Source organism: Streptomyces sp. L7 (assembly GCF_050990935.1).
Classification (GTDB): domain Bacteria; phylum Actinomycetota; class Actinomycetes; order Actinomycetales; family Microbacteriaceae; genus Leifsonia.
This window is the reverse complement of sequence record NZ_CP194644.1, coordinates 2,121,356-2,145,934: the sequence shown is the minus strand read 5'-3', so window position 1 is coordinate 2,145,934 and position 24,579 is coordinate 2,121,356. Positions and strand designations below refer to the sequence as shown.

Here is a 24,579-nt window from a genome sequence, read left to right as displayed (position 1 = left end):
ACCCCGCACTCACCGCCCTGCTCGGCGAGCTCGCGGCGACCACGGCCGACGAGCCGCCCACGCCCTCGCGGGACGTGGTGCGGCTGATGTCCGGCCGCCGCCCGGCCCGCTCGTCGTGGTTCGCCAGCCGCGGTACGCGGACGACCACGATCGTGCTCCTGGCCGCGGCGCTGGCCGGAGGGACGTCCGCCGCCGCTGCGGCGAGTCCCGCGTTCCACACGGTCGTCGGCGACGCCTTCTCGAGCCTGGCGAAGCTCGTCGGGCCCCCGCGCACCCGAAGCCGGCGTCGCAGGACCACGGAAGGGAGCCGCCGAAGACCGGAGGGGGCCACCAGGGCCCGGCGACCGGCTCCGGGACCGCCGAGGCCGGCGACGCCCCGGGCGGCCCGGTCTCCCCGCCGTCGAGCACGCAGAAGGACGCCGGCGAGCAGAAGGCGTCCTCCCCTGAAGCCGCGAACGGTGAAGCGGCGCAGACCGGCAGGCCGGCCCCGGGCGGCGAGGGCTCGACCACCGGCGAATCGGGCACGAGCAGCAACCGGAGCACGGGCGAGGGCGGCGACCAGGGAGAGTCCGGCGCGTCGTCGACGCAGAAGAAGGCCCCGGCGCGCTTCCAGCCGGCACCGTCGCCCGGGCCGTCTGCGGACAGTCCACCGGTCACCCAGGACGGCTCGTCGGGTTCCGGGGGCCAGGGCACCGGCCGCTGATCCGGTACCTCCGTGGGCGGCGCGGACCGGGCTAGGGTGTCCGGTGACGAGCGAGGAGGGCGGATGCGCGCGGCGGACTGGCTGAGGCGGCACGACCCCGACTTCGCCGCGCTGCGCCGTGCCGGCCGTGCGGCGATCGTCATGCCGTTGCTGTTCGCGTTCGGCAGCCTCGTCCTCCACGACGGTCAGGTCGCCACCTTCGCGGCGTTCGGCTCGTTCGCGATGCTGCTGCTCGTCGACTTCAGCGGGCCGCTCGTCGACCGGGTGCAGGCCCAGCTCGCGCTGGCGGTGGCGGGCGCAGTCCTCGTCTGCCTGGGGACCCTCGCGTCGCGGCCGGTCTGGCTGTCCGCCGTCGCGATGGCCGTGGTGGCGGTCGCCGTGCTCTTCTCGGGCTCGGTGAGCTCGGTCACGGCCTCGGCGAGCACCTCCCTGCTGCTGGCGTTCATCCTGCCGGTCACCCTCCCCGGGACCTTCGCCTCGATCGGGCCGCGCCTCCTCGGCTGGGGGATCGCGTCCGTCGTGGCCGTCATCGCGATCGTCGCGCTCTGGCCCGCGCCGGCGCGGGAGCCGCTGCGCGCGCCCGCGGTCGACGCCTGCCGGGCGCTCGCCGCGCGGTTGCGCGCCGAGGCCGCGGCGATGCTCCGCGCCGGCAGCCCCGACCTCGCGGCCGAGCGCGACCGGGCCATCGCGGAGGCCGATACGGCCGTCGACGCCCTGCACACCTCGTTCCTCCGCACGCCGTACCGGCCGACCGGGCTGAGCACGTCCGCGCGGACCATCGTGCGCCTGGTGGACGAGCTCAACTGGCTGAACTCCGTGATCGCCCAGTTCGACCACGTCACGATCACAGCCGCCACCCCGGGCCCTGTCCACATCGCCGCGTTCGAGGTGAAGAGCACGTCGGCGGCGGTGCTGGAGGAGGGCGCGACCCTCCTCGCGCAGCACAGCGGCGACCCTGCAGCCCTGGACGCCGCGCTCACCCTCCTGGTGGAGGCGCGCAACGGTGTGGAGGCCGCCACGATGGCGCTGCCGGCGGGACCCGACCCCGACGGCGGTCGCCGCGGCGCCGCCGAGGTCGTGACCGCGCTCGACCCGGGCTTCCGCGCGCAGGAGCTCGCCCAGGCGGTCGAGACCGTGGCCGGGAACATCGCGCTCACGGCGCGGGCGGAGCGGCGGAGCTGGTGGCAGCGCCTGCTGGGGCGCCAGCCCGGCGACCTGGCCGGACCGGTCGCCGCCGCGGCCGAGCGCGCGAGCGGGTTCATCGGCTGGAACTCGGTGTGGCTGCGCAACAGCATCCGTGGTGCGATCGCGCTCGGGCTCGCGGTGCTGCTCGCCAACCTCACCGGCGTGCAGCACTCGTTCTGGGTCGTCCTCGGCACGCTCTCCGTGCTCCGCTCCAACGCCCTCAGCACGGGCCAGACCGTGCTGCGCGGCGTGGTCGGCACCGCGGTCGGGGTGCTCCTCGGCGCGGTAGCCATGCTCGCCATCGGCGACAACCGCGTCGTGATCTGGGTACTGCTCCCGTTCGCCATCCTGGTGGCGGGCGTCGCGCCCGCCGCGATCTCGTTCGCCGCGGGGCAGGCGGCGTTCACCATCCTGCTGGTGCTTCTGTTCAACCTCATCGCGCCGTCCGGCTGGACGGTCGGCCTGATCCGCATCGAGGACATCGCGCTCGGCTGCGCCGTCAGCCTGGTCGTCGGGCTCCTGTTCTGGCCGCGGGGAGCGGCCGCCTCGCTGCGGCGGGCGCTGGCCGAGGCGTACCGGGAGAGCGTGCGCTACCTCGCCGCGGCGGTCGCCTTCGGGCTCGGACGCTGCGAGGCGAGCGCGGCCGAGCACCCCGAACCCCGGCAGCAGGCACTCCGGGCGGCCGCCGCCGCGCGCCAGCTGGACGACGCCTTCCGCACCTACCTGGGCGAGCGCGGGAGCAAGCAGCGTCCGCTCGCCGAGGTGTCGGCGTCGGTCGGCGGTGTCGCCGGCGTCCGGCTGGCGAGCGACGCCATCCTCGACCTCTGGCGCCGGCAGGAGACCGCCGGAGCCGGGGATCGAGGACGGCATCGGGAGGACGCCCGCCGGTCCCTGGAGGACTCCCTCGCCCGGCTCGACGGCTGGTACGAGGAGCTGGCGTCCAGCCTGGTCGCACGGGAGCCGCTTCCCGCGCCGGTGCCGGCGGATCCGGAGGACCGACGCCGGCTGGCGGACGTCGTGGCGGACGACCTCGGCGACAGCACCGGCCACATCGTCGCGCAGGCCGTCCGGATCTACTGGACGGGCGACTATCTCGACATCGTGCGCCGCCTGGAGTCGGTGATCGTCGGACCGGTGGACGCACTGGGCGACGACTTGGTCAGCTCCCGACGGTCTCGGTGACGGGCCCGGCCGCAGCGGACCGTGCCACGTCCCCGCCCGGCACGCTCAGCGAGCCGTAGCGCTCCATCCGGTGCCAGCGCAGGTGCAGCCCGGCGGCCGCCGTGACCACCGACTGGATGACGACCAGGTACATGAGCTGCCGGTAGACCACCTGCTGCAAGGGCAGCGTCCACAGCGGCTTCAGCGGCTCTTTGTCGATCCGGAAGGCGTAGCACGCCATCCCGAACTGCAGCGCGAGGAAGGCCAGCCACAGTGCGACGATCCGCACCGGGTCGAGGAAGATCAGGCCGTAGATCGCGAAGAGGTCGACGACCGGGGCGAAGAGCGGCAGCAGCACCTGGAGCAGGAGCAGGTAGACCAGCCCCCGCCGACCGAGCTTGCCGGCCTGGCCGCCCTGGACCAGGGCGCCGCGGTGCTTCCACATCGCCTGGATTGTTCCGTAGCACCAGCGGTAGCGCTGCCGCCACAGCGCGCCGAGCGACGCCGGCGCTTCGGTCCAGGCGCGCGCGGAATCGCGGTACACGACCCGCCAGCCGTCGCGGCAGAGGGCCATCGTGAGGTCGGTGTCCTCGGCGAGCGTGTCCTCGCTGACGCCGCCGACGCCGCGCAGGGCCGACGCCCGGAACGCGCCGATCGCGCCCGGCACGGTCGGCATGCACTCGGCGAGGTCGAAGAGCCGGCGGTCGAGGTTGAACCCGACGACGTACTCGATGTGCTGCCAGGCGCCGAGGATGCCCTCCCGGTTGACGATCTTCGTGTTCCCGGAGACCGCGCCGACGGCCGGGTCCGCGAACGGCTGGACGAGCGCATGAACCGTGCCTGGCTCGAAGACGGTGTCGCCGTCGACCATCACGACGATGTCGTGTCGCGCGACGCGCAGGCCGGTGTTCAACGCGGCCGGTTTGCCGGCGTTGGCCTGCCGGATGACCGTGACCGGCAGGCCGAGGGATTCGACGATGTCGGCGGTGCCGTCTGTGGAGCCGTCGTCGACGACGATCACCTCCACCGGATGCGTGGACGCGACGATCGACCGCACGGCGGCCTCGATCCCGGCCGCCTCGTTGTATGCGGGCACGATCACGCTCACCGGCTCGGTCACCTCCGGGAGGACGGGCGCCGTCGCGCCGTGCCGGCCCCGGTTGAGCCTGCGATGGCGGACGGCGGTGAGCATGACCAGCAGAGCGCGGAGCACCATGACGACGCCGCTCACGACCAGCGCGACGGTGATCGCGTTCACCGCCAGGCCGCTCAGCCGGATGCCCCAGACGGTCATCCCGGCCGTGATCTTGTCGGCCGGCGTGGCCTCGGCCGCCGTCCGCCCGAGACCGACCGCGTCGCCGACGGTCGTGACGGTGTAGCCCTCGGCGTCGAGCCGCGTCAGGGCCGCGTCCAGCGCCCGGACGGTCTCGCTGCGGTCGCCGCCGCCGTCGTGAAGCAGGACGACCTGACCGGACCCGTCGGTGGGCACGATCGCGCGCTCGATCGCTGCGACGCCCGGGCGCCGCCAATCCTCGCCGTCCCTCGTGGACAGCACCGTGAGGTAACCGTCGTTCCCCGCGGACCGGATCGCGGACCACATCCCGTCCGTGACGGCGGCGTTCTCGGAACTGTACGGCGGGCGCAGGAGGGAGGTCGTCCGGCCCGTCGCGTCGACGATCGCCTGCTGGGCGCCTTGCAGCTCCAGGCGCTGCCGCCACGCCGGGGCGCTGCTCAAGTCCAGGTGTGTGAGGGTGTGGACGCCGACCTCGTCGCCCGCTGCGGCCACTGCGCGGACGAGCTCGGGATGCGCGATGGCCGCCGTCCCGACCATGAAGAACGTGGCGTGCGCGTGGTGCGCGCGCAGCACCGCGAGGATCTGCGGAGTCCAGCGCGGGTCGGGACCGTCGTCGAAGGTGAGCGCGACGGTGCGTGCGCGCGGGCCTCCGGTGCGCGGCGTCGCGCCGCGCGGGTCGATGACGGGGCCGCCGTGGCCCACGCTCGCGGGCACGTGGGCGGCCGAGCCGCCGGCGACGGCCGCGTCGTCCCCGATCCCGGCGAGGTGCTGGGTGTAGCCCTGGACGAGCAGGGCGACCGACAGCGCGAGGAGGACCGCCGCCAGCACGACCCAGTGCGCCCGGGCGGAGGCGCGGCGGGTCACGGGTGCGGCTTCTTGGACTGGCCGGGAGCGGTCGCGCTCTTGCCAGGGCCGGTCGGCGACGGGGACGGAGACGGCGAGGAGGCGGACGTGCTCGGCGGCGGAGCGGACGTGGCGGGAGGCGTTGCCGGTGCCACGGCGACGGCCGGCTCCTGGCCCGGCGGCGGAGCGGGGGTCGCTGACGGCACCGGAGCCGGACCGGGCGCGGACGTCGGCGCGGCGCGGTGCGCGGCCGCCTGAGGGGCGGAGGCGACGAACGGCAACGACGGCAGCCCGAGCTGAGGTCCTCCCGCGAAGACCGTCAGCACCAGCCCCACGTAGAGTCCGATGGCGCCGAGGACGGCGATCCCGATCACCCGGACGCGGCGCAGCCGACGGCCGGACGGGTCGACGAAGACCGGACCGTCGGCCCGATGCCGACGGTGCGCTCTGGTCATGTCACGGCCCGCCACGATCGAGAATTCTAGGCGACGACGCCTCCGCGCGACCTCCATTCGGGGGACATGCGCTGAGACGTCGCTCAGCGTCGCGATTCGGCACGAATGTCGCGAATCGCGCCGCGATACCCCGCATTCGGCGCGAATGTCGCAGTGGTAAGGCGCGTGTAGCCGAGCGCGCACGTGCGGCGTTACATTGTGCGCGACGTCGACCGGTCGGGTCGCGCGGGAGTGCGGAAGGTGATCGGGATGAGCGCCAAGGACCGGGTCCGGCCGACGTTCGGCGGCCTCAGCGCGCCCGCGCGGCTCACCGTCGAGGGGGCCGGCATCGTGGTCGGCGCGGTCGCGTTCGTGCTCGCCGGCGTCGTGGCGCTGCTCCTGTTCTGGGGGCACACCCTCCCGATCGCGGGGCCGAACTCGGTCGGCCAGTTCGTCGCGATCGCGGCGGGGGTGATCGCCTTCCTCGCCTACGTCGCAGGGCGGCTCTGGCGGCGCGAGGGCCTGACCCCGTTCCAGACGGCCGGCTCCCGGGAGAACGCGCGGGAACCTCGGTCGCAGGCTCCCTCGGCGCCGGGGTCGCGGTATCGCTCCGCGTTGCCCGTGAGCTCCACCGCGGGCGTCGACATCTTCGACACGTTCGCGATCGCGCTGGCCCACGGCATCCTTGCGTTGCTCGGCTGGCTGGTGCTCGGCGCAGTGCTCGCCGACGGTTTCCAGGACGCCACGGTCTACTTCCTGTCGGCGACCGTGCTCGCGGGGGCCGCGACCGGGGTGACCGCCTACGCCGTGTTCCTCTCGGCCGCCGGGATGGACCTGATGCGACTCTCCACCGTGCTCGCGGCGTTCGCGGTCGTCGGCATCCTCGCCTCGATGCTCAGCGCCCCCGACCCGCACTGGTGGATGAAGCATCTGAGCGCCCTCGGGATGTCGCAGAGCGTCTCCTCGCTCACCTTCAACCTCACGCTCATCGTGACGGGCGTGATCGTGACCGCGATCGCGCGCTACGCCACTGACGCCCGCGGAATCGCGGACCCGCAGCGGCACTCGGCGGTGCTGCGCGTCCGCGTGGGACTCATCCTGATCGGCGTGCTGCTGGCCTGCGTCGGCATCTTCACGCTGAACATCTCGATCCTCCTGCACAATGTGTCGGCGGTCGGCATGGTCGTCGTCTTCGCGCTCGTCGTCTTCTGGGTGCGCGGCGCGCTGCCGGCCGCGCCGCAGGCGTTCTTCGTGCTCGGGTACGTCTTCTTCGCCACGATCGTGGCCGTTCTGGTGCTGTTCGCCGTCGGCTACTACGTGCTCACGGCCGCGGAGCTTGTGGCGGGCGTCCTGGTCTTCGGCTGGCTCATCGTCTACCTGCGGGTGACCGGCGCCGCGACGGCGGAGCCGCGCACCGAGCAGCAGAACGTACACGTCGTCGAGGGGTGACTCGGCTCTTCGACACCGTGTACAGGATGAGGCGTTCCGTGCCCGCCTAGCATCCTCGTGAACCCCGATGGAGGAGTGATAGCCATGAACAGCATCGAACGTGACGTCGTCATCGTCGGCGCTGGAGCCTCCGGCCTCACGGCCGCGACGGAACTGACGAAGGCCGGCCTGAGCGTCGCCGTGCTGGAGGCCCGCGACCGCGTGGGCGGCCGGCTCTGGACGAACGACATCGACGGCGCGACGCTGGAGATCGGCGGCCAGTGGGTCTCGCCCGACCAGGACGCCCTGATCGGCACCCTGGAGGAGCTGGGACTGGAGACCTACTCCCGCTACCGCGAGGGCATCAACATCTACCTCGGAGAGAACGGCGCCCGCCGCACCTTCGAGGGCGAGATCTTCCCCGTCGCCCCGGCGACCGAACAGGAGATCGTCGGCCTGATCGAGCGGCTCGACGCCCTCGTCGCCGAGATCGACCCCGACCGGCCGTGGGAGCACCCGCAGGCCAAGGAGCTGGACGAGATCTCGTTCCGCCGCTGGCTGGAGACGCAGACCGACGACGAGGAGGCGCGCCTCAACATCGGCATGTTCATCGCGGGCGCCATGCTCACCAAGCCGGCGCACGCCTTCTCGGCGCTCCAGGCCCTGCTCATGGCAGCCAGCGCCGGCAGCTTCAGCAACCTGGTCGACGCCGACTTCATCCTCGACAAACGGGTGAAGGGCGGCCTCCAGCAGGTGCCGCTGCTGCTCGCCGAGCGACTGGGCGACGATGTCCACCTGAACGCACCGGTGCGCACCCTGCGCTGGGACGCCGAGGGCACGGGCTCCGGCGTCACCGCGATCACCGACGACCTGGAGGTGCACGCCCGGTTCGCGATCCTGGCCGTGCCGCCCGTGCTCATCAGCCGGATCTCCTACGACCCGCCGCTGCCGCGCCGCCAGCAGCAGCTGCACCAGCACCTCTCGATGGGGTTCGTCATCAAGGTGCACGCCGTCTACGAGACGCCGTTCTGGCGCGACCTCGGCTACAGCGGCACGGCCTTCAGCCCGTACGAGCTCGTGCACGAGGCGTACGACAACAGCTACGACGGCGACCCCCGCGGCACCCTGGTCGGCTTCGTCTCCGACGAGTCCGCAGACGACGTCTTCCGGCTGAGCCCCGAGGAGCGCAAGGCGCGCATCCTCGAGTCGCTGTCGCACTACTACGGCGTGCAGGCGCTGAGCCCGGTCGTGTACTACGAGAGCGACTGGGGCAGCGAGGAGTGGACGCGCGGCGCCTATGCCGCCAGCTTCGACATGGGCGGCCTGGCCCGCTACGGCGCCGACCTCCGCACGCCGGTCGGCCCTATCCACTTCTCCTGCAGCGACCTGGCGGGCAAGGGCTACCAGCACGTGGACGGCGCGATCCGCGTCGGCCGCGACACCGCTGCGGCGATCGTGGCCGCGCTGCAGCCCGCCGGGAGCTAGCCGGCGACGGGCTGCTCGGAGCCCCCCAGACCGCGCGCGGCCAGTCGTGGATGGCCGCGCGCACCACTCCGGCCGGCCGGGACGCGCACCGTCGTGGGATGCGCGCCCCGGCCGCCGGGACACCGCTAAATGCATGCATAGCATCCCCGAAGTCTGTGAAATCTCTCATCGAGCATGTATCGTCTAATCACGAGCACCGTGAAGCATCCGGTGGCTCCGTGGTAGACGGAAAGCGGGAACGGGTACCCGCCTCCGTCGTGACGCCACGCTGCTCCTAGTGCAGCCATTCGATGCCCCCAGCCGGGTCGGGTTCCGCTGGGGGCATCACCCGTTAAGGCGCCACGCAACGTCCCGATCGCGCGCCTGAACAGGGGTCGCAACACGCCGCCATCCGCAGCGGATAGCGGCGTGTTGCGACCCCTGTGGGGCGGGGCTCACAGCGCCCGGATCGTCCATCCCGCCGACGCAGACTCCCCGGGCTGCAGCACGATGAGGTCCGTCCCGGAGTTGAACGCGTCGGGCGGGCAGGTCATCGGCTCGACCGCCAGGCCGAGGCGGTTGAGCTCCGGGATGTCGCGGTCCGCCGTGTGCACCTGCACCCACGGGCACGCCGCGTCCCAGGTCATCGCGACACCGGTGCCCTCCCTGGCCGTCAGCGAGACCCTCGCGGTGCCGTCGGCGTCGCGGCGCAGCCCGGTGAAGGCGTGGTCGATGAACGTGTCCGCGATCGGGCGCGCCGCGCGGAAGTCGAAGGGGCCGCCCATCACGTCGGCGAGGCCCGCCGGGATCAGCCGGTCCTCGGTCACCGTGAGCACCCGGTCGGCCGGGAGGTCGAGCGTCCAGTCGTCCACCCGGCCCTCGCCCGCCACGAGGTACGGGTGCGGTCCGGTGCCCCACGGCGCCGCCGAGGTTCCGGTGTTGGTGCCCGTGACCGTGGTGTGGAGGCCGTCGTCATCCAGCAGGAACGCGACGGCGACTTCGACGCGGTGCGGGTAGCCGTCCTGCGCTTCGATCGTCGCGGCGAGCGTCACGCTGTCGGCCGCGCGGTCGATGGCGGTGAAGTCGAGCCAGGTGGCGAGGCCGTGCAGGGCGTGCCCGCGGGCGGGCTCGGTGAGCGCGAGCTGCTGCTCCGTCCCGTCGAAGGTGTACCGGCCGTCGACGACCCGGTTGGGCCACGGCGCCAGCGTCGCGCCGCGGAACGCCGGCCGCACCTCGTCGGCGCTGAAGGGCACCACCAGGGGCCTGCCGTCGAACTCCAGTGTGCGCAGGGAGGCGCCGACCGACGCGATGGTCGCGTGGTAGTCGCCCGCGGTCAACCCGAAGTGCGTGCCCGAAATCGGAATGCTCATCCGCCCATTCTGTCGGCAATCCGCGAGTACGCACGAATTCCGTCGAAAACCGCCGGGTCCACGGACAATCCGCGTACGCGACGGGTTGTGACGTACGCGAAACGTGGGGAAATCTGCGGGTAACCGACGGTCGGTAGCGTCCAGGGATGGGTGATCTGTTCGGCGGGTACGGCACGCAGGCCGCGCGACGGCGACGGGGCCGCCCCGCGCCGTTCGACGAGATGTTCGCCGATGTCCGCGGCGCCGTCGGCGAGCGCACCCGCCCCGCCTACCGCGAGCTGTTCGCGGCGCTGGCTGCGCTCACGCAGGAGGAGCTCCGCGGCCGCACCGATGCGCTCGCCAGCTCGTACCTCGCGCAAGGGGTCACGTTCGACTTCGCGGGGAGGAGCGGCCGTTCCCGCTCGACGCGGTCCCGCGGGTGATCGAGCAGGCCGAGTGGTCGCGGATCGAGGGGGTGTCAAGCAGCGCGTCCGGGCGCTGGAGGCGTTCCTGAGCGACGTCTACGGCGCGCAGAACGCGGTACGCGACGGCGTCATCCCGGCCGGGCTGATCACCTCGTCGGCCCACTTCCACCGCGCGGCCGCCGGGGTGGAGAGCGCCAACGGGGTGCGCATCCACGTCTCGGGCATCGACCTGATCCGCGACGAGCAGGGCGGCTGGCGGGTGCTGGAGGACAACGTCCGGGTGCCGAGCGGCGTCTCGTACGTGATCTCCAACCGCCGCGTGATGGCGCAGACGCTGCCCGAGCTGTTCACGTCGATGCGTGTGCGCCCCGTCGGCGACTACCCGTACCGGCTGCTGCAGGCGCTCAAGGCGAGCGCGCCCGGAGGCATGGAGAACCCGAACGTCGTCGTCCTCACCCCGGGCGTCTACAACTCCGCCTACTTCGAGCACACCCTGCTCGCCCGGCTGATGGGGGTGAAGCTGGTGGAGGGCCGCGACCTGTTCTGCTCCGGCGGCTCGGTGTGGATGCGCACCACCTCCGGCCCGCAGCGGGTCGACGTGATCTATCGCCGGATCGACGACGACTTCATCGACCCGCTGCAGTTCCGGGTCGACTCCGTGCTCGGGACTCCCGGGCTGATGCTCGCCGCGCGGCTCGGCACGGTGACGATCGCCAACGCGGTCGGCAACGGCGTCGCCGACGACAAGCTCGTCTACACCTACCTGCCCGACCTGATCCGCTACTTCTTGGCCGAGGAGCCGGTCCTCCCGAACGTCGACACCTGGCGGCTGGAGGAGCCGGACGCCCTGGCCGAGGTGCTTGACCGGCTGGACGAGCTGGTCGTGAAGCCCGTCGACGGCTCCGGAGGCAAGGGGCTCGTGATCGGACCGGACGCCGACCGGAAGGAGCTGGCCCGGCTGCGGGCCCGGCTGGTCGCCGACCCGCGCGGCTGGATCGCGCAGCCGGTGGTGCAGCTCTCCACCATCCCCACGCTCGTGGACGACGGGATGCGGCCTCGGCACGTCGACCTGCGGCCGTTCGCGGTGAACGACGGCCGGGATGTCTGGGTTCTGCCGGGCGGGCTGACGCGCGTGGCGCTCGCCGAGGGGCAGCTCGTCGTCAACAGCAGTCAGGGCGGCGGCTCGAAGGACACCTGGGTGGTGGGGGTGGCCGCCCTGGGGGAGCACAGTGCGGGCGCACCGGCTGCCCAGGACGAGCCGGGGCCACGCGCGACGCAGCCGGTCGAGCCCCGGAACGTGTCCGGCCTGGTCGCCGACCAGGCCGCAGCGCCTGCGCTGCCCGCTCCCGACCATTCGCGGGAGGACGCGCCGCGCACCGACCAGCAGCAACAGCAGCAGCAGCAGCAGGCGGCCTCGCGAACGGAGGCGGAGTGATGCTCAGCAGGATCGCCTCTTCCCTCTTCTGGATCGGCCGCTACATCGAGCGCAGCGACGGCACCGCGCGCATCCTCGACGTCCACCTGCAACTGCTGCTGGAGGACCCCTGGATCGACGAGGACACCGCCTGCCGGTCGCTGCTCGGCGTGATGGGGTCCGCCGCCGCGGACGGTCCGATCGCGCGGGAGGACGTCCTGCGCCTCCTCGCCGTCGACCGGGGCACCGCGGCCTCCATCGCCTACTCACTGGGCGCCGCGCGCGAGAACGCCCGGCGCGCAAGGGAGATCGTCTCGACCGAGCTGTGGGAGTGCCTCAACACGACGGCCGCACGGGTCCCGCGGCGGGTGACCAGCGACAAGGTGCACGAGTTCTTCACCTGGGTGCGCGATCGCACAGCGCTCGCCGTCGGGATCATGGACTCCGGCGCCAGCCGCGACGAGGCCTGGCACTTCTTCACTCTCGGCCGCAGCCTCGAGCGCGCGGACATGACCGCCCGGTTGCTCGCGACCCGCTCCCTGACCGAGGCCAGCGGCCCGAGCTGGACGACCATCCTGCGCTCGTGCGGCGCCTACGAGGCGTACCTGCGGACGTACCGCGGCGTGCCCTCTGCACGCAACGCGGCGGAGTTCCTGCTGCACGACCGGCTGTTCCCGCGATCGATCCTCTACGCGATCACGCGCGCCGTGGAGAGTCTGCGCGACATCGAGCCCCGGCACGAGCGCGCGGGGGTCTCCGACCGGGCCGTCCGGCTGCTCGGTCAGGTGCAGAGCGAGCTGGAGTTCCGGCCGGTCGCGGAGGTGCTCGACGACCTCCCCGCGCACATGTCCGTCATCCAGGAGGCGACCAGCGCGGCGACGTCCGCGATCACCCGGCGCTACTTTCCAGAGAGCACGGCGCCGAGCTGGACGGGGGAGCGGGGATGAAGCGGCTGCGGGTGACCCATTCGACCGGGTACCGGTACGGCGGGGAGGTGTCGGCCTCCTACAACGAGGCGCGGATGCTGCCGGCCTCCGGCGCACGCCAGCTCGTGCTGCACTCCGCACTCGACGTTGAGCCGGTGTCGTCGCACCACCAGTACACCGACTACTGGGGAACGCGCGTGCTGGCCTTCGACGTGCTGAACCCGCATCGCGAGCTGACGCTCACGGCGACCAGCCTGGTGGAGGTCCTGGACGCCGAGCACGACGCCGTGCACGGCGGCGAGCACGCGCCGGGCCCGCTCGGCTGGGAGGCGTTCGCCGAGGCGGTGGCGCGGTCGGGGAGTGCGTGCAGCAGCTCCGGCAGACGCCGCTGACCGAGCCTCCCGCCTCGCTGGTCGCGCTGGCGGCGTCGGTGGCCGGCGGGGCCGGTGATCCGTGCACCGTCGCGCACGCCATCGCCGCGGCGATCGGGGAGGCGATGACCTACGAGAGCGGGGTCACCGGCGTGCGAACCACGGCCCGGGAGGCCTGGGAGGCGCGCGGCGGCGTCTGCCAGGACATCGCCCACGTCGCGATCGGGGCGCTCCGCTCTGCCGGCATCCCGGCGCGGTACGTGTCCGGTTACCTGCACCCGAAGGCCGACGCGGCGGTGGGGGAGACAGTGGTGGGCGAGTCGCACGCCTGGGTCGAGTGGTTCTGCGGCGGCTGGCACGGCTACGACCCGACGAACGGCGTCGGGATCGGGGACCGGCACGTGCGCGTCGGCCACGGCCGCGACTACGCTGACGTTGCACCGCTGCGCGGCGTGTACTCCGGCGCTGCCGGCTCGGAGCTCTTCGTCTCCGTCTCCATCACGCGCGAGGCCTGACCCCGACCCAAGCCCCTCCGCCCCCATCATCGCCACCCGCCGAGTACGCGAAGAACCAGGCCGAGACGCTCGAGTACGCGGATTGTTCGCGTGTCCGGCGGGTTGTGGGTACCGTGGCGGGATGCGGATCGCAGTGCTGTTCGGAGGCTCCAGCGAGGAGCGGGACGTTTCGATCGCGAGCGCGGCGCCGGTGGTGCGCGCGCTCCGCGGTCTCGGTCACGACGTGCTGGCCGTCGACACCGCCTCCGGCGCCCTCGATGCGGCCGCCGAGGCGCGCGTCCTGACCGGCGGGGTCGGCGTCGCGCCTCCCGAGTCGACGGCGCTCGCACGGCTGGCCGACGCCGGGAGCGCGCTGCGGCTGCCCGCGGAGGTCGTCGGCGTCGACTTGGTGTTCCTCGCCCTGCACGGCGGCTCGGGGGAGAACGGGGAGCTGCAGGCGCTCCTCCAGCTCGCCGGCATCCCGTACACCGGTTCGGGCCCGCTCGGCAGCGGGCTGGCGATGGACAAGGAGCTCACCAAGCGAGTGCTCCTCCAGGCAGGGGTGCGCACGCCGGACTGGGTCCTCGACCCGCTCGAGCCGGGCGCCGGGGCGGCGGAGCTCGGACTGCCGGTCGTCGTGAAGCCGAACGCACAGGGCTCCACGGTCGGGCTGAGCATCGTGCGCGACCCGGACGAGTTGGAGGCGGCGGTCGAGAGGGCGGCCGCGTTCGGCTCGGTGCTCCTGGAGCGCTTCGTGCCCGGGCGCGAGCTGACGGTCGGCGTGCTCGGCGACGAGGCGCTCGCCGTGGGGGAGATCGCGGTCGACCCGGAATCGGCGTTCACCTACGGCGACAAGTACCAGCCGGGCGCGGTGTCGGAGACGTTCCCGGCCGACGTGCCGGCCGAGGTCGCGGCGGAGGCCAGGGCGGCGGCGCTGACCGCACACAGGGCACTGCGCCTCTCCGGCTACAGCCGGACGGATTTCCGGCTCGACCGGGAGGGTGTCCTCTGGACGATCGAGGTCAACTCCCTGCCCGGCCTGACCGCGACCAGCCTGCTCCCGCAGTCGGCGGCGGCGGTGGGGATCGGGTACGCAGAGCTCTGCCGGCGGATCTGCGACCTGGCGCTGCGCTGACCCGTTCGTACCTGAACGACCGGTAACGATCGGCCCGCCCGGGGTTGTCTGGCGCATCCGGTGGGTTTGAATAGGATCATGCGCAGTGTCGGTTGGTCGTTGTTCGGGTTCGCGTTCGTCGTGGCCGCCGTCGCGTTGGGAGCCCTGACCACTCCGGCGGTCGACCACGGTCTCGCCACGGTCGCGGTCACTCACCACGAGGGCTTCACCCGCCGTCAGTGGGTGGACCTCGCCATCGCGGCGCTCTTCTTCATCGCCGCCGCCGCAGCCGCCGGCGCCCTGATCGTCACCCGCCTGCGTGCCGCCTCCCGCGCCGCGCACGCGCTGCCCACCGCCGACGCGCTGGTCCCGGCCGAGGGCTGACCCGCCCCCGCCCGCCGCGGGCCCGCGGCCCCGCGGCCCCGCAGGGGTCGCAACACGCCGTTACGCCGGCCGCATTACGGCATGTCGCGACCCCTGTCCCGAACATCCGTCCGGCGTTCCGAGAAATTCACTTTGCAGGACATGCCGCCTGGCGACCGTGTCGCGCGGCGCGTCGTGCCAAGTCGTTCGCGGGGCCGGCGCACGGCGCTGCGCGTCGTGCCAGGTCGTTCGCACGGCCGGCGCACCGCCGGCGCACGGTCGGCATGTCCTGCCAGGTCGTTCGCGGGACTACTCCGCGGCGCGGAGCGCTGCGTACAGGTCGGCGCGCGCGGCGAAGCCGCCGAGGTCCCGCCCGAGCAGCCGCTCGGCGTCCGCGACCCGCGCCCGCAGCGTGTGCCGGTGCATCCCCAGCCGCCGCGCGGCCACGTCGTACACTCCGTCCGCGTCGAGCCAGGTGCGCAGGATGCCGGGCAGGGCCGGGTCGGCCTCCGCCAGCGGTGCGAGGGCGGTCGCCGCGACCGCGCGCGCGTCCGGCGTCTGCAGGAGCGCGAGCATCCCCGCCGCCGCCACGTCATCGAACGACGGCACCCGGTCGTGCCGCGTCGAGCGGCGGGCCGCGACCCCGGCCTGCGTCACGCCCGAAGCCAGCGCCCCGAACGTCACGGGAGCCGACGACCCGCCGCGCAGTTCGAACCGCTCCGCCAACTCGGCGACCGCCTCCGGCGACGCGCCGAGCACCACCAGGTCCTGTCCGTCGCGGGCGAAGAACCCGTCGCCGCCGGCCTCCAGCCAGTCCGCCGCCGCAGCGCCCGCGGCCCCGTGCAGCACCGTCACACGTGCGGGCTGCTCGGGAAGCGCGCCGAGCACCGGCTCGGCCACCGCCTCCGCCAGCGCGGCATCGCCGGCCAGCAGCGCCCGCCACACCGCGGTGCGGAGTCGTGCCCGCGCCGCGTCGGTCGCGCGGCTCTGCTCCAGCGCGAGCCCGGCGAGCGCGACGACGCCGGTCACCACCTGCTGCGCCGCTTGGTCGAGCCCCTCCGATCCGATCGCGAGCACGCCGCGGAGCCGTCCCGCCGCGCCCAGCGTCTGTAGGGAGAACGGCCCCGCCAGCGTCTCCGCCGTCCCGGCTGCCCGGCGCCTGCTCCGCAGCAGCGGCTCCGCCGCGCCGACCAGCACCGCCCGTGCCGCCGCGTCCAGCGCCCCGGCCGGCGCGAGCCGGTCGAGCGTCCCGTCCGCCCCGATCAGGGCCACCGGCCGGTCGATCTGGCGCGCCAGCTCCGCGAGCACGGCGCCGAGCGCGTCCGCCCGCAGCGCCGCGAGCGAGATCGCCCGGGAGGCCCGCAGCGCCCAGGTGTTGCGCGCGTAGGCGTCCGCGGCGAGCCGGTCGGCGACGAAGCGCGCCACCGCGATGAACGGAGTCCGGTAGGGCACTTCGAACAGCGCGAGGCCGTGCCGTGCGCACGCCTCCACGAGCGGCTCCGGGGTGTCGCGCAAGACCTCCGTCCCGAATCCCAGCCCGGCGATCCCGTGCTCGACCAGCCGGGACACGTACGGGTCCACGTCCTCCGGCGTCCCCGTCACCAGCAGCACCTGGCCGGGCGACAGGAACGGCGTCGGATCCGGGAGATCGGAGCTGTGCGCCCAGGACAGTGGGGCGTCCAGCTCGCCGACGTCGCCCGCGGTGAGCAGGCGGAGGCCGAGCTCGGGACGGGCGAGCAGCTGGGCGAGGGTCGCGGGCATCGGGGCACTCCATCCGCCAGGGTGTCGATTCCTGACGTTCGAATTGTACGACCCGTCCAGGCGCGGGACACGCCGCGCTCCCTACGATGCCGCCATGACCATCGTTACTCCCGCCTCCGCAACCCTCGTCGGCGGACCCTCGCTCCCGCAGGAGCGCCGGCTCGTCACCCCCATCCCCGGCCCCGAGTCGCGCAAGCGCGCCGAGCGCAAGGCGCAGGCCGTCGCCGCCGGCGTCGGCGCCACCATCCCCGTGTACACCGTCGCAGCGGGCGGGGGTGTGCTCGTCGACGTCGACGGCAACTCTCTCATCGACTTCGGCTCCGGCATCGCCGTCACGGGCGTGGGCAACGCCGCCCCGCGCATCGTGGCGGCCGTGACCGCCCAGGTCGCAGCCTTCACCCACACCTGCTTCACCGTCGCCCCGTACGACTCCTACGTGGACGTGGCGGAGGCCCTCAACCGCCTCACGCCCGGCGACTTCGCCAAGCGCAGCGCCCTGTTCAACTCCGGCGCGGAGGCCGTGGAGAACGCGGTCAAGATCGCCCGCCACTACACGGGCAAGCAGGCCGTCGTCGCGTTCGACCACGCCTACCACGGCCGCACGAACCTGACGATGGGCCTCACCGCCAAGAACCAGCCGTACAAGAACGGCTTCGGCCCGTTCGCGCCCGAGATCTACCGCGCCCCGCTGAGCTATCCGCTGCGCGACGGCGGCCTCTCCGGCGCCGAGGCGGCCAAGCGCGCCATCACCATGATCGAGAAGCAGATCGGCGCCTCCAACCTGGCCGCCGTCATCATCGAGCCGATCCAGGGCGAGGGCGGCTTCATCGTCCCCGCCGACGGCTTCCTCCCGGCCCTCCAGGCCTGGGCGAACGAGAACGGCGTCGTCTTCATCGCCGACGAGGTGCAGACCGGCTTCGCCCGCACCGGCACCATGTTCGCCTCCGAGCAGTTCGGCATCGTGCCGGACCTGATCGTCACCGCCAAGGGCATCGCCGGCGGCCTCCCGCTGTCGGCGGTCACCGGCCGCGCCGAGATCATGGACGCCCCGCAGATCGGCGGCCTCGGCGGCACCTACGGCGGCAACCCGCTCGCCTGCGTCGCCGCGCTCGCCGCGATCGAGACCTACGAGCAGGAGGACCTGGCAGGCCGCGCCCGCGCCATCGGCGAGATCCTCTTCGAGAAGCTGGGCGCCCTCCGCGCCGCCGACCCGCGCGTCGCCGAGGTGCGCGGCAAGGGTGCGATGGTCGCGATCGAGCTGGTGGACCCGGAGACCGGCGAGCCGGACGCCGCGCTCACCGCGAAGGTCGCCGACGCCGCCCACGCGGCCGGCGTCGTGCTGCTCACCTGCGGCACCTACGGCAACGTGATCCGCTTCCTCCCGCCGCTCAGCATCCCGGACCATCTCCTCATCGAGGGGCTGGACGTCGTCGCGGAGGCGGTGGCCAACGCATGAGCGCCGTCGACACCGCCACCACCGAGTTCACCGCGGCCGAGGCCGACCTGCTCTCGCGCGTCCCCGACGGCCTGTTCATCGGCGGCGCCTGGGAGGCCGGAACCCGTCCGCAGATCCAGGTGCAGGACCCGGCCACCGGCCGCGTCATCAAGCGCATCGCCAACGCGACGCCCGAGGACGGCATCCGCGCCCTCGACGCCGCCGTGGCCGCGCAGGAGGCGTGGGCCGCCACCGCCCCGCGCGTCCGCGCCGAGATCCTGCGCCGCGCCTTCGACCTGCTGCAGGAGCGCCGCGAGGACTTCGCGCTGCTCATGACGCTGGAGATGGGCAAGCCGCTCGCCGAGGCGAACGGCGAGGTCACCTACGGCGGCGAGTTCCTGCGCTGGTTCTCCGAGGAGGCCGTGCGCATCTCCGGCCGCTACGGGCAGAACCCGGAGGGCACCGGCACCATGGTCGTCTCGCAGCGGCCCGTCGGTCCGTCGTTCTTCATCACGCCGTGGAACTTCCCGCTCGCGATGGCCACGCGCAAGATCGCCCCGGCCCTGGCCGCGGGCTGCACGGTGGTCGTGAAGCCGGCCGAGCTGACCCCGCTGACCACGCTGTTCTTCGCGCAGCTCCTCGCCGACGCGGGCGTGCCCGCCGGTGTGGTCAACGTCGTCCAGACCAGCACCTCCGGCGCCGTCTCCGCCCCGATCATCGCCGACCCGCGCCTGCGCAAACTGTCGTTCACCGGCTCCACGCCGGTCGGCCGCGCCCTGCTCGCGCAGGCCGGTCAGAACGTGCTGCGCACCTCGATGGAGCTCGGCGGCAACGCCCCGTTCGTCGTCTTCGAGGACGCCGACCTGGACAAGGCGGTCGAGGGCGCGATGCTCGCCAAGTTCCGCAACATCGGCCAGGCCTGCACCGCCGCCAACCGCTTCATCGTCCATGAGGATGTCGCCGAGGAGTTCGCCCGCCGCGTCACCGAGAAGGTCGACGCGATGACGATCGGCCCGGGCACCGAGCCGGGCGTGACCATCGGCCCGCTCATCGACGACCGCGCTGTCGCCTCCATGACGTCGCTCGTCGACGACGCCGTGTCCCGCGGCGCCCGCGTCCTCGCCGGCGGCACGGCCCCGGAAGGCGACGGCTACTTCTTCGAGCCGACCGTGCTCGTGGACGTGCAGCCGGGCAGCGAGATCCTCCGCGAGGAGATCTTCGGCCCGATCCTGGCGATCACGACGTTCTCGACCGAGGAGGAGGCCGTGGCGCGGGCGAACGAGACCGAGTACGGTCTGGTCGGCTACGTGTTCACGCAGGACCTTGCGCGCGGCCAGCGCATGATCGACCGCGTCGACACCGGGATGATGGGCCTCAACACCGGACTCGTCTCCAACGCCGCAGCACCGTTCGGCGGCGTCAAGCAGTCGGGCCTCGGCCGCGAGGGCGGGCTCGAGGGCATCCACGAGTACCTGAGCACGAAATACACGCTCATCCCCGCCTGACCCGGCGGCACGGGCGGCCCGCGAACACCGCGGGCCGCCCCACTCGAACGTGCACCACCCGGAGCCTCGCCACCCCTGAGGCGCCCATCCCCAACCTCCGCACCACCCGAGCCGGAAGAAGCAGACCATGACCACCACGCAGCGCATCCTCGTCGGATACGAGGCCACCCCGTCCGGAGACGACGCCCTCGCCGCCGGAGCCGCGCTGGCCGCCTCCTTCGGAGCTGACCTCGACGTGGTCCTGGTCATGCCGGACACCTCCCGGCGCGGCAACGTGCCGAACGACCCGGCCTACGACGCCCTCCTGCGCGACACCGCGGAGGGCTGGCTGGCGGACGCGCGCACTCGCGTCCCGTCGTCGGTCGCCTTCAGCGGGCGGGTCGTCTTCGGCGACTCGCTCGCCGAGGGCCTGCTCACCGCGGCGGAGGAGCTCGGCGCGACGCTGATCGTGGTCGGCGCCGCGCGGGGCGGCCTGCTCGGCCGCTTCACGGTCGGCTCGGTCGCGGGAGCGCTGCTGCATGCGTCGCCGGTCCCGGTGCTGCTGGCGCCGGAGGGTTGGCGCGACCACGCTCCGCGGCTCACACGCGTGACCAGCATGGTCGGCACCCGCGCGGGCGCGGCTGACGTGCTGACGACCGGCGAACGGCTCTCGGCCGCGGCCGGCGTCCCGCTGCGGCTTGTCTCTCTGCTCGCCCTCGACCTGCCCGGCAACGCTGCGGCTCCCAAGCAGAGCGTCGGCGAACACCACGCCGCCGCGGTGCTGGAGGAGGCCAGCGCAGCGACCGGCGTCGTCGCGACGGCCGTCGTGGCGAAGGGCGACACCATCCAGAACGCGGTCGCGCGACTCGACTGGGAGCCCGGTGAGATCGTCGTCGTCGGCTCCAGCCGCCTCGCGCAGCCCAGCCGACTGTTCCTCGGCTCCACCGCGGCCGCCATGCTGCGCGAGCTGCCGGTGCCGATGGTCGTCGTGCCGCGGAACGAGTGAGGCGAGCCGGCTCCCACTACTGAAAGAGGGTGCTGAGAATCAAGGTGTGTCCGTCTGTCGCCAGATAGACCTTGCACACAAACCGTTCCTGTGAAAACCGTTTGTTCAGGTCGCTCGAGTTGAGCAGCTGGCCCGTGGGGATCGCCCTGTGCAATACACGCAGCCGACTGGGCGGGAGAGACTCTTTCACCCTGCCGCTCTCTCTCAACGATGGTCTCCCGGCGTGGATGGAGTACTTACCTGCACAGATCCCGGTTCGCCTCGCCAGACGCCATGTTTCCAATGTTGCTCGAGCCAACGCTTGCGCGTTCGGAAGGCGCATCGACATGCACTCCCGAAAAACGCGACACCGCATCCTGCGCAGCATCAACGCTCGAAGAGATTCTCACTGAACTACCCCCACTTCTATACTCCCAAAACGCACCGACACTAGCCTAATGGAATTACACGTATGAGTTTCAGTGAGTCGAGCTTTGAAGACTTCCTGCGACTCCTCTCACAGGATTCTTTGTAAGGGGAGGCTTACCTTACAATCGAATGCGGCCGGAGCCCGCCGGTTCGATGTCAACAGCCTCCACGAAGGATCTCCATGTCCCCCTTGGGTGTCGCCGCTCTCGGCGCCGTCGCAGGTCTCACCATCTTCCTCGGCCTGCCCATCGGCCGTCTGCGCTCGAACGCGGTCGGCCTGAAGGCCGCTCTGAACGCCCTCGCGACCGGCATCCTGATCTTCCTGCTGTGGGATGTGCTCTCGCAGGCGTGGGAGCCCGTGGACAAGGCGCTGTCGTCGCACCGGATCGGCCCGGCGCTCGGCCAGGGCCTGCTGATGGCCGCGTGCATCGGGCTCGGGCTGCTGGCCCTGACCTACATGGACCGCTACATGAAGCGGCGCGCGCTGGCTCTCGCGTCGCCGATCCGGCCGGAGGCGGGCCAGGGCGGGTCAGCCGCCGCGCCCGGCGCCCAGCCGCACGGTTCGCGCCAGCCGCACGGCTCCGGGCCCGGCGGTGCTGCCGTGGGCACCGCGACCGGCGTCGCGATCGTGGCCGCCACCGAGGTCGAGTCCCGCGCGGGAGCCCGCCGGCTGGCGCTCACCATCGCGATCGGAATCGGCCTCCACAACTTCGCCGAGGGCCTCGCGATCGGCACCGCCGCCGCACAGGGCGAGCTCGCCTTCGCCGTCCTGCTCATCATCGGCTTCGGCCTCCACAACGCCACCGAGGGCTTCGGGATCGTCGCCCCGCTCAGCGGCACGCGGCCGTCTTGGCGCTACCTGGCGCTGCTGGGCCTGATCGGCGGAGGGCCGACCTTCCTCGGCACCGTCATCGGCCAGTCGTTCAGCAGCGATATCGTCTCCATCGCCTTCCTCGGCCTGGCCGCCGGCTCCATCCTGTACGTGGTCATCGAGCTGCTCGCCGTCGCCCGCCGCACCGGGATGAAGACGCTGGTCGCGTGGTGCATCTTCGCCGGCATCGTCGCCGGCTTCGCGACCGACGCCATCGTGACGGCCGCGGGAGCCTGATCCGCCGATTCTGTAGGCTCGGACAGAACCGAGTGGGGGAGGGCCGCATGCGCCAGGTCGTGGATTTCGTGAACGTGTCGACGGAAGGACTGGAGTCGAGCCCGGTCGCCCCGGCCCTCGCCGGGCTCCGCGCCAACGAGTCCCGCTACTTCAAGAACAAGTACGACCTCGACTTCGCGACGGCGCCGGCCGACGAGGAGCAGGAGGCACTCGACTGGGTCGGCCGCATCCTCGCCGACGAGCGCGAGATCGTGATCGCCTCGCCCGCGCTGGAGGTCACCTCGTTCGAGGTGGACGGCATCCGGATGGCGTACGTGTTCTACGAGTCCGGGCTGTCGATCAACGTCATGTACACGATCGACGACGCGGGCAAGCGCGCGGTCGGCTTCAAGCTGTCCGACGGCATGGAGGTGCCTGAGGAGCTTTCGAACTTCAAGTTCGCGCGGCAGAAGTCCAAGCTCGCGGGGACGATCCGCGGCTCCTACTTCGTCATCAAGGGCACGTACTGATCCGAGCGGCGCTCACGCCAGCGGGGTCACCTCCGCAGCCAGCTCGCGCTTGACGTCGTGCTCGATGAGCACCGGGATGAAGTCGCGCACGGGTGCTCCGGTGTAGTCGACGTGCCGCTGGTGAACCAGGTCGGCGATGTGGTCACGGGGGACCTTCGGGAATCGTTCCGCAAGCCGGTCGACGGCGTGGCCGATGGCGACCTCTTCGTCGGCAGAGGCGGCGGGGATGGGGGCCTCGTCACTCATGGCGGGATTATCCACCGCATGCCAGGGTGGAGGCTATGGATGAAATCGAGGTAGTGGTCGTCCGCGTCTTCACCGACGAGCGCGGCGCCAACGGCAACGAGCTGGGCATCGTCACCAGCTCACCGGCGACGGCCGGGCGGGAGCAGGACATCGCGGCGGCGCTCGGATTCAGCGAGACGGTCTTCGTCGACGCGCTGGACGCCGCAGGCGGCATCGCGACGATCCGCATCTTCACCCCCGCCGCGGAACTCCCGTTCGCCGGCCACCCGAGCGTCGGGACGGCCTGGTGGCTCGCCCATGAGCGCACCCCGGTCGGCGCTCTCGCCGAGAAGGCCGGGGATGTCGGGGTCTCCGTCGACCTCGACGGCGACTGGGCGGCGATCGACGCCCGCGCCGCCTGGACTCCCGACTTCACCTGGCTGCCGCTGGACTCCCCGGAGGCGGTCGACGCGCTCGACGCGCTCGCGTTCACCGAGGGCCAGCACTACGCCTACGCGTGGATCGACGAGGAGGCCGGAACGCTGCGTGCCCGGATGTTCGCTCCCGCGATGGGCATCGTTGAGGACGAAGCCACCGGCGCCGCTGCCGTCGCCCTCACCGCGAAGCTCGGCCGGGCGCTGCGGATCGTGCAGGGCGAGGGCTCCGAGTTGGCCACCGAGCCGCTCGACGGCGGTCTCGTCCGGGTCGGGGGCACGGTGGTGTACGACCGCACCATCGACGCGACGCTGTGAGCGCGCGCGACGCCGTGAACGCGGAGACGGCGGTCGAGCTGATCCCGGTCGGGGAGCCGGGCGACGGTCCGGGCGACGGCCTGGTCGGCGTGGCCGCGACCGACGACGGAGCGGTGTGGTTCACCTTGAGCGTGACGGGGAAGGTCGGCCGCCGCGCCCCGGACGGCACGCTGTCCTTCCTGGAGCTCGGCCCCGAGGCGAGGCCGGTCGGCGTCCGTGCGGCGACCGAGGACACCGTGTGGGTCGTGGATCGAACCGGCGACCGGCTGCTGCACCTCGGCGCGGGCATCCGCGTCGTCGGCGAACTCGCGGTTCCGGCGCCCGGCGCCCTCCCGCTCGACGTCGTGACGCTGCCCGATGGGACGACCTGGTTCACAGAGCAGTTCGGCGAGGCGCTCGGCCGCATCGACATCCTCGGCCGCGTCGAGGAGTACCCGGTGGGCTCCGAGCGCGGGCCCTCCGGGATCGCGTCCTCCGGCGACAGCGTCTGGTTCTCGCTCCAGGGGCACAGTCCGGCGCTCGGCCATGTGCGGGGCGGTGACGCCGCGATCGAGTTCGTGGAGCTTCCGCTCGGCTCCGGCCCGCTCGGCGTCGCGGTCGCGGAGGACGGCGCGGTCTGGACGGCCCTGCACGCCGCGGACGCCCTCGCGCGCGTCGGCCGCGACCGGAGTGTCACGCTGCTTCCGCTGGAGGAGGGCGCCGCGCCGTTCACCGTCGCCTCCGCCCCGGACGGCAGTGTCTGGGCGTCCCTCTGGGGCGCCGACGCGCTGCTGCGCATCGCCCCGGACGGCGCTGAGCTCCGCATCGCCCTCCCCGAGGACTCCGGCCCCCGCGGTCTCGCCGTCGCCCCCGACGGCAGCCTCTGGGCAGCCCTCGTCTCCGGCGCCCTGGCCCGAGTGCACCCCTGACCCCGCCCTCTGCGG

At 72.7% G+C, this 24,579-nt stretch carries 23 protein-coding genes; 18 read left to right on the top strand and 5 right to left on the bottom strand.

Translation table 11 applies throughout. The annotated features are described in order from the left end of the window. Positions 1-115 precede the first annotated feature (115 nt). Together ACR5MH_RS10730 and ACR5MH_RS10725 are read left to right on the top strand one after the other, a co-directional pair. A complete protein-coding gene (locus ACR5MH_RS10730) occupies positions 116-703 on the top strand; it encodes a hypothetical protein (protein ID WP_431347193.1) in 588 nt (195 codons plus the stop codon). 63 nt (positions 704-766) lie between these two features. Next, positions 767-3,070 (top strand): FUSC family protein, encoded by a 2,304-nt coding sequence (locus ACR5MH_RS10725; RefSeq protein ID WP_431347192.1) that lies wholly within the window; start codon positions 767-769, stop codon positions 3,068-3,070. Here ACR5MH_RS10725 and ACR5MH_RS10720 read toward each other — a convergent pair. Together ACR5MH_RS10720 and ACR5MH_RS10715 are read right to left on the bottom strand one after the other, a co-directional pair. Next, positions 3,048-5,207: a bifunctional polysaccharide deacetylase/glycosyltransferase family 2 protein gene (locus ACR5MH_RS10720; RefSeq protein WP_431347191.1), complete on the bottom strand. Its 2,160-nt coding sequence runs from the start codon at positions 5,205-5,207 to the stop codon at positions 3,048-3,050. The genes ACR5MH_RS10725 and ACR5MH_RS10720 overlap by 23 nt on opposite strands. Beyond that, positions 5,204-5,656 (bottom strand): hypothetical protein, encoded by a 453-nt coding sequence (locus ACR5MH_RS10715; protein ID WP_431347190.1) that lies wholly within the window; start codon positions 5,654-5,656, stop codon positions 5,204-5,206. Before ACR5MH_RS10715 ends, ACR5MH_RS10720 begins: the two co-directional genes overlap by 4 nt. 234 nt (positions 5,657-5,890) lie before the next feature. Between ACR5MH_RS10715 and ACR5MH_RS10710 the strand changes: the two genes are divergently transcribed. Both ACR5MH_RS10710 and ACR5MH_RS10705 read left to right on the top strand, forming a co-directional pair. Beyond that, the gene (locus ACR5MH_RS10710; protein WP_433861742.1) at positions 5,891-7,069 is read left to right on the top strand and encodes a hypothetical protein; all 1,179 of its coding nucleotides are present in this window, start codon (positions 5,891-5,893) and stop codon (positions 7,067-7,069) included. Between the two features lie 84 nt (positions 7,070-7,153). Then, positions 7,154-8,533: a flavin monoamine oxidase family protein gene (locus ACR5MH_RS10705; protein WP_431347187.1), complete on the top strand. Its 1,380-nt coding sequence runs from the start codon at positions 7,154-7,156 to the stop codon at positions 8,531-8,533. 434 nt (positions 8,534-8,967) lie between these two features. Here the strand turns inward: ACR5MH_RS10705 and ACR5MH_RS10700 are convergent, their stop codons facing one another. Further along, positions 8,968-9,882, bottom strand: coding sequence for an aldose 1-epimerase family protein (locus ACR5MH_RS10700; RefSeq protein WP_431347186.1), 915 nt, complete (start codon positions 9,880-9,882; stop codon positions 8,968-8,970). 146 nt (positions 9,883-10,028) lie between these two features. Here ACR5MH_RS10700 and ACR5MH_RS10695 point away from each other — a divergent pair, with 146 nt between their 5' ends. From ACR5MH_RS10695 to ACR5MH_RS10665, 7 genes are all read left to right on the top strand, one after another. Then, entirely contained in the window at positions 10,029-10,304 is a 276-nt protein-coding gene (locus tag ACR5MH_RS10695) for a hypothetical protein (protein ID WP_433861741.1), read from the top strand. A 13-nt stretch (positions 10,305-10,317) separates the two neighbouring features. Next, complete coding sequence (locus ACR5MH_RS10690; RefSeq protein ID WP_433862584.1) at positions 10,318-11,721, top strand: circularly permuted type 2 ATP-grasp protein; 1,404 nt, start codon at positions 10,318-10,320, stop codon at positions 11,719-11,721. Next, entirely contained in the window at positions 11,721-12,647 is a 927-nt protein-coding gene (locus ACR5MH_RS10685) for an alpha-E domain-containing protein (RefSeq protein ID WP_431349389.1), read from the top strand. Before ACR5MH_RS10690 ends, ACR5MH_RS10685 begins: the two co-directional genes overlap by 1 nt. Next, on the top strand, positions 12,644-13,018 hold the full coding sequence (locus tag ACR5MH_RS10680; RefSeq protein ID WP_433862583.1) for a transglutaminase N-terminal domain-containing protein: 375 nt from the start codon (positions 12,644-12,646) through the stop codon (positions 13,016-13,018). Before ACR5MH_RS10685 ends, ACR5MH_RS10680 begins: the two co-directional genes overlap by 4 nt. Continuing rightward, positions 12,991-13,512: a transglutaminase-like domain-containing protein gene (locus tag ACR5MH_RS10675; protein ID WP_433862582.1), complete on the top strand. Its 522-nt coding sequence runs from the start codon at positions 12,991-12,993 to the stop codon at positions 13,510-13,512. The genes ACR5MH_RS10680 and ACR5MH_RS10675 overlap by 28 nt, the downstream gene beginning before the upstream one ends. Positions 13,513-13,633: 121 nt before the next feature. Continuing rightward, positions 13,634-14,626, top strand: a complete 993-nt coding sequence (locus ACR5MH_RS10670) for a D-alanine--D-alanine ligase family protein (RefSeq protein ID WP_431347184.1) — start codon at positions 13,634-13,636, stop codon at positions 14,624-14,626. A gap of 78 nt (positions 14,627-14,704) precedes the next feature. After that, the gene (locus ACR5MH_RS10665) at positions 14,705-14,989 is read left to right on the top strand and encodes a hypothetical protein (RefSeq protein WP_431347183.1); all 285 of its coding nucleotides are present in this window, start codon (positions 14,705-14,707) and stop codon (positions 14,987-14,989) included. 288 nt (positions 14,990-15,277) lie between these two features. On the opposite strand, the gene ACR5MH_RS10660 is transcribed toward ACR5MH_RS10665, so the two are convergent. Then, a complete protein-coding gene (locus tag ACR5MH_RS10660; protein ID WP_431347182.1) occupies positions 15,278-16,729 on the bottom strand; it encodes a PucR family transcriptional regulator in 1,452 nt (483 codons plus the stop codon). A gap of 94 nt (positions 16,730-16,823) precedes the next feature. On the opposite strand from ACR5MH_RS10660, the gene gabT reads away from it, so the two are divergent. The 5 genes from gabT (at position 16,824) to ACR5MH_RS10635 (ending at position 22,679) form a co-directional block, all read left to right on the top strand. Then, positions 16,824-18,185 (top strand): 4-aminobutyrate--2-oxoglutarate transaminase, encoded by a 1,362-nt coding sequence (gabT, locus tag ACR5MH_RS10655; protein WP_431347181.1) that lies wholly within the window; start codon positions 16,824-16,826, stop codon positions 18,183-18,185. Then, on the top strand, positions 18,182-19,669 hold the full coding sequence (locus ACR5MH_RS10650; protein WP_431347180.1) for an NAD-dependent succinate-semialdehyde dehydrogenase: 1,488 nt from the start codon (positions 18,182-18,184) through the stop codon (positions 19,667-19,669). The genes gabT and ACR5MH_RS10650 overlap by 4 nt, the downstream gene beginning before the upstream one ends. A gap of 127 nt (positions 19,670-19,796) precedes the next feature. Then, positions 19,797-20,654: a universal stress protein gene (locus tag ACR5MH_RS10645; protein ID WP_431347179.1), complete on the top strand. Its 858-nt coding sequence runs from the start codon at positions 19,797-19,799 to the stop codon at positions 20,652-20,654. A gap of 589 nt (positions 20,655-21,243) precedes the next feature. Beyond that, the gene (locus ACR5MH_RS10640) at positions 21,244-22,170 is read left to right on the top strand and encodes a ZIP family metal transporter (protein WP_431347178.1); all 927 of its coding nucleotides are present in this window, start codon (positions 21,244-21,246) and stop codon (positions 22,168-22,170) included. A gap of 47 nt (positions 22,171-22,217) precedes the next feature. Beyond that, a complete protein-coding gene (locus ACR5MH_RS10635) occupies positions 22,218-22,679 on the top strand; it encodes a phage tail protein (RefSeq protein WP_431347177.1) in 462 nt (153 codons plus the stop codon). A gap of 12 nt (positions 22,680-22,691) precedes the next feature. Here ACR5MH_RS10635 and ACR5MH_RS10630 read toward each other — a convergent pair whose 3' ends face one another. Further along, positions 22,692-22,925: a three-helix bundle dimerization domain-containing protein gene (locus ACR5MH_RS10630; protein ID WP_431347176.1), complete on the bottom strand. Its 234-nt coding sequence runs from the start codon at positions 22,923-22,925 to the stop codon at positions 22,692-22,694. A gap of 35 nt (positions 22,926-22,960) precedes the next feature. Between ACR5MH_RS10630 and ACR5MH_RS10625 the strand changes: the two genes are divergently transcribed. After that, positions 22,961-23,656 (top strand): PhzF family phenazine biosynthesis protein, encoded by a 696-nt coding sequence (locus ACR5MH_RS10625; RefSeq protein ID WP_431347175.1) that lies wholly within the window; start codon positions 22,961-22,963, stop codon positions 23,654-23,656. Then, a complete protein-coding gene (locus ACR5MH_RS10620) occupies positions 23,653-24,564 on the top strand; it encodes a virginiamycin B lyase family protein (RefSeq protein WP_431347174.1) in 912 nt (303 codons plus the stop codon). The genes ACR5MH_RS10625 and ACR5MH_RS10620 overlap by 4 nt, the downstream gene beginning before the upstream one ends. Positions 24,565-24,579: the final 15 nt, after the last annotated feature.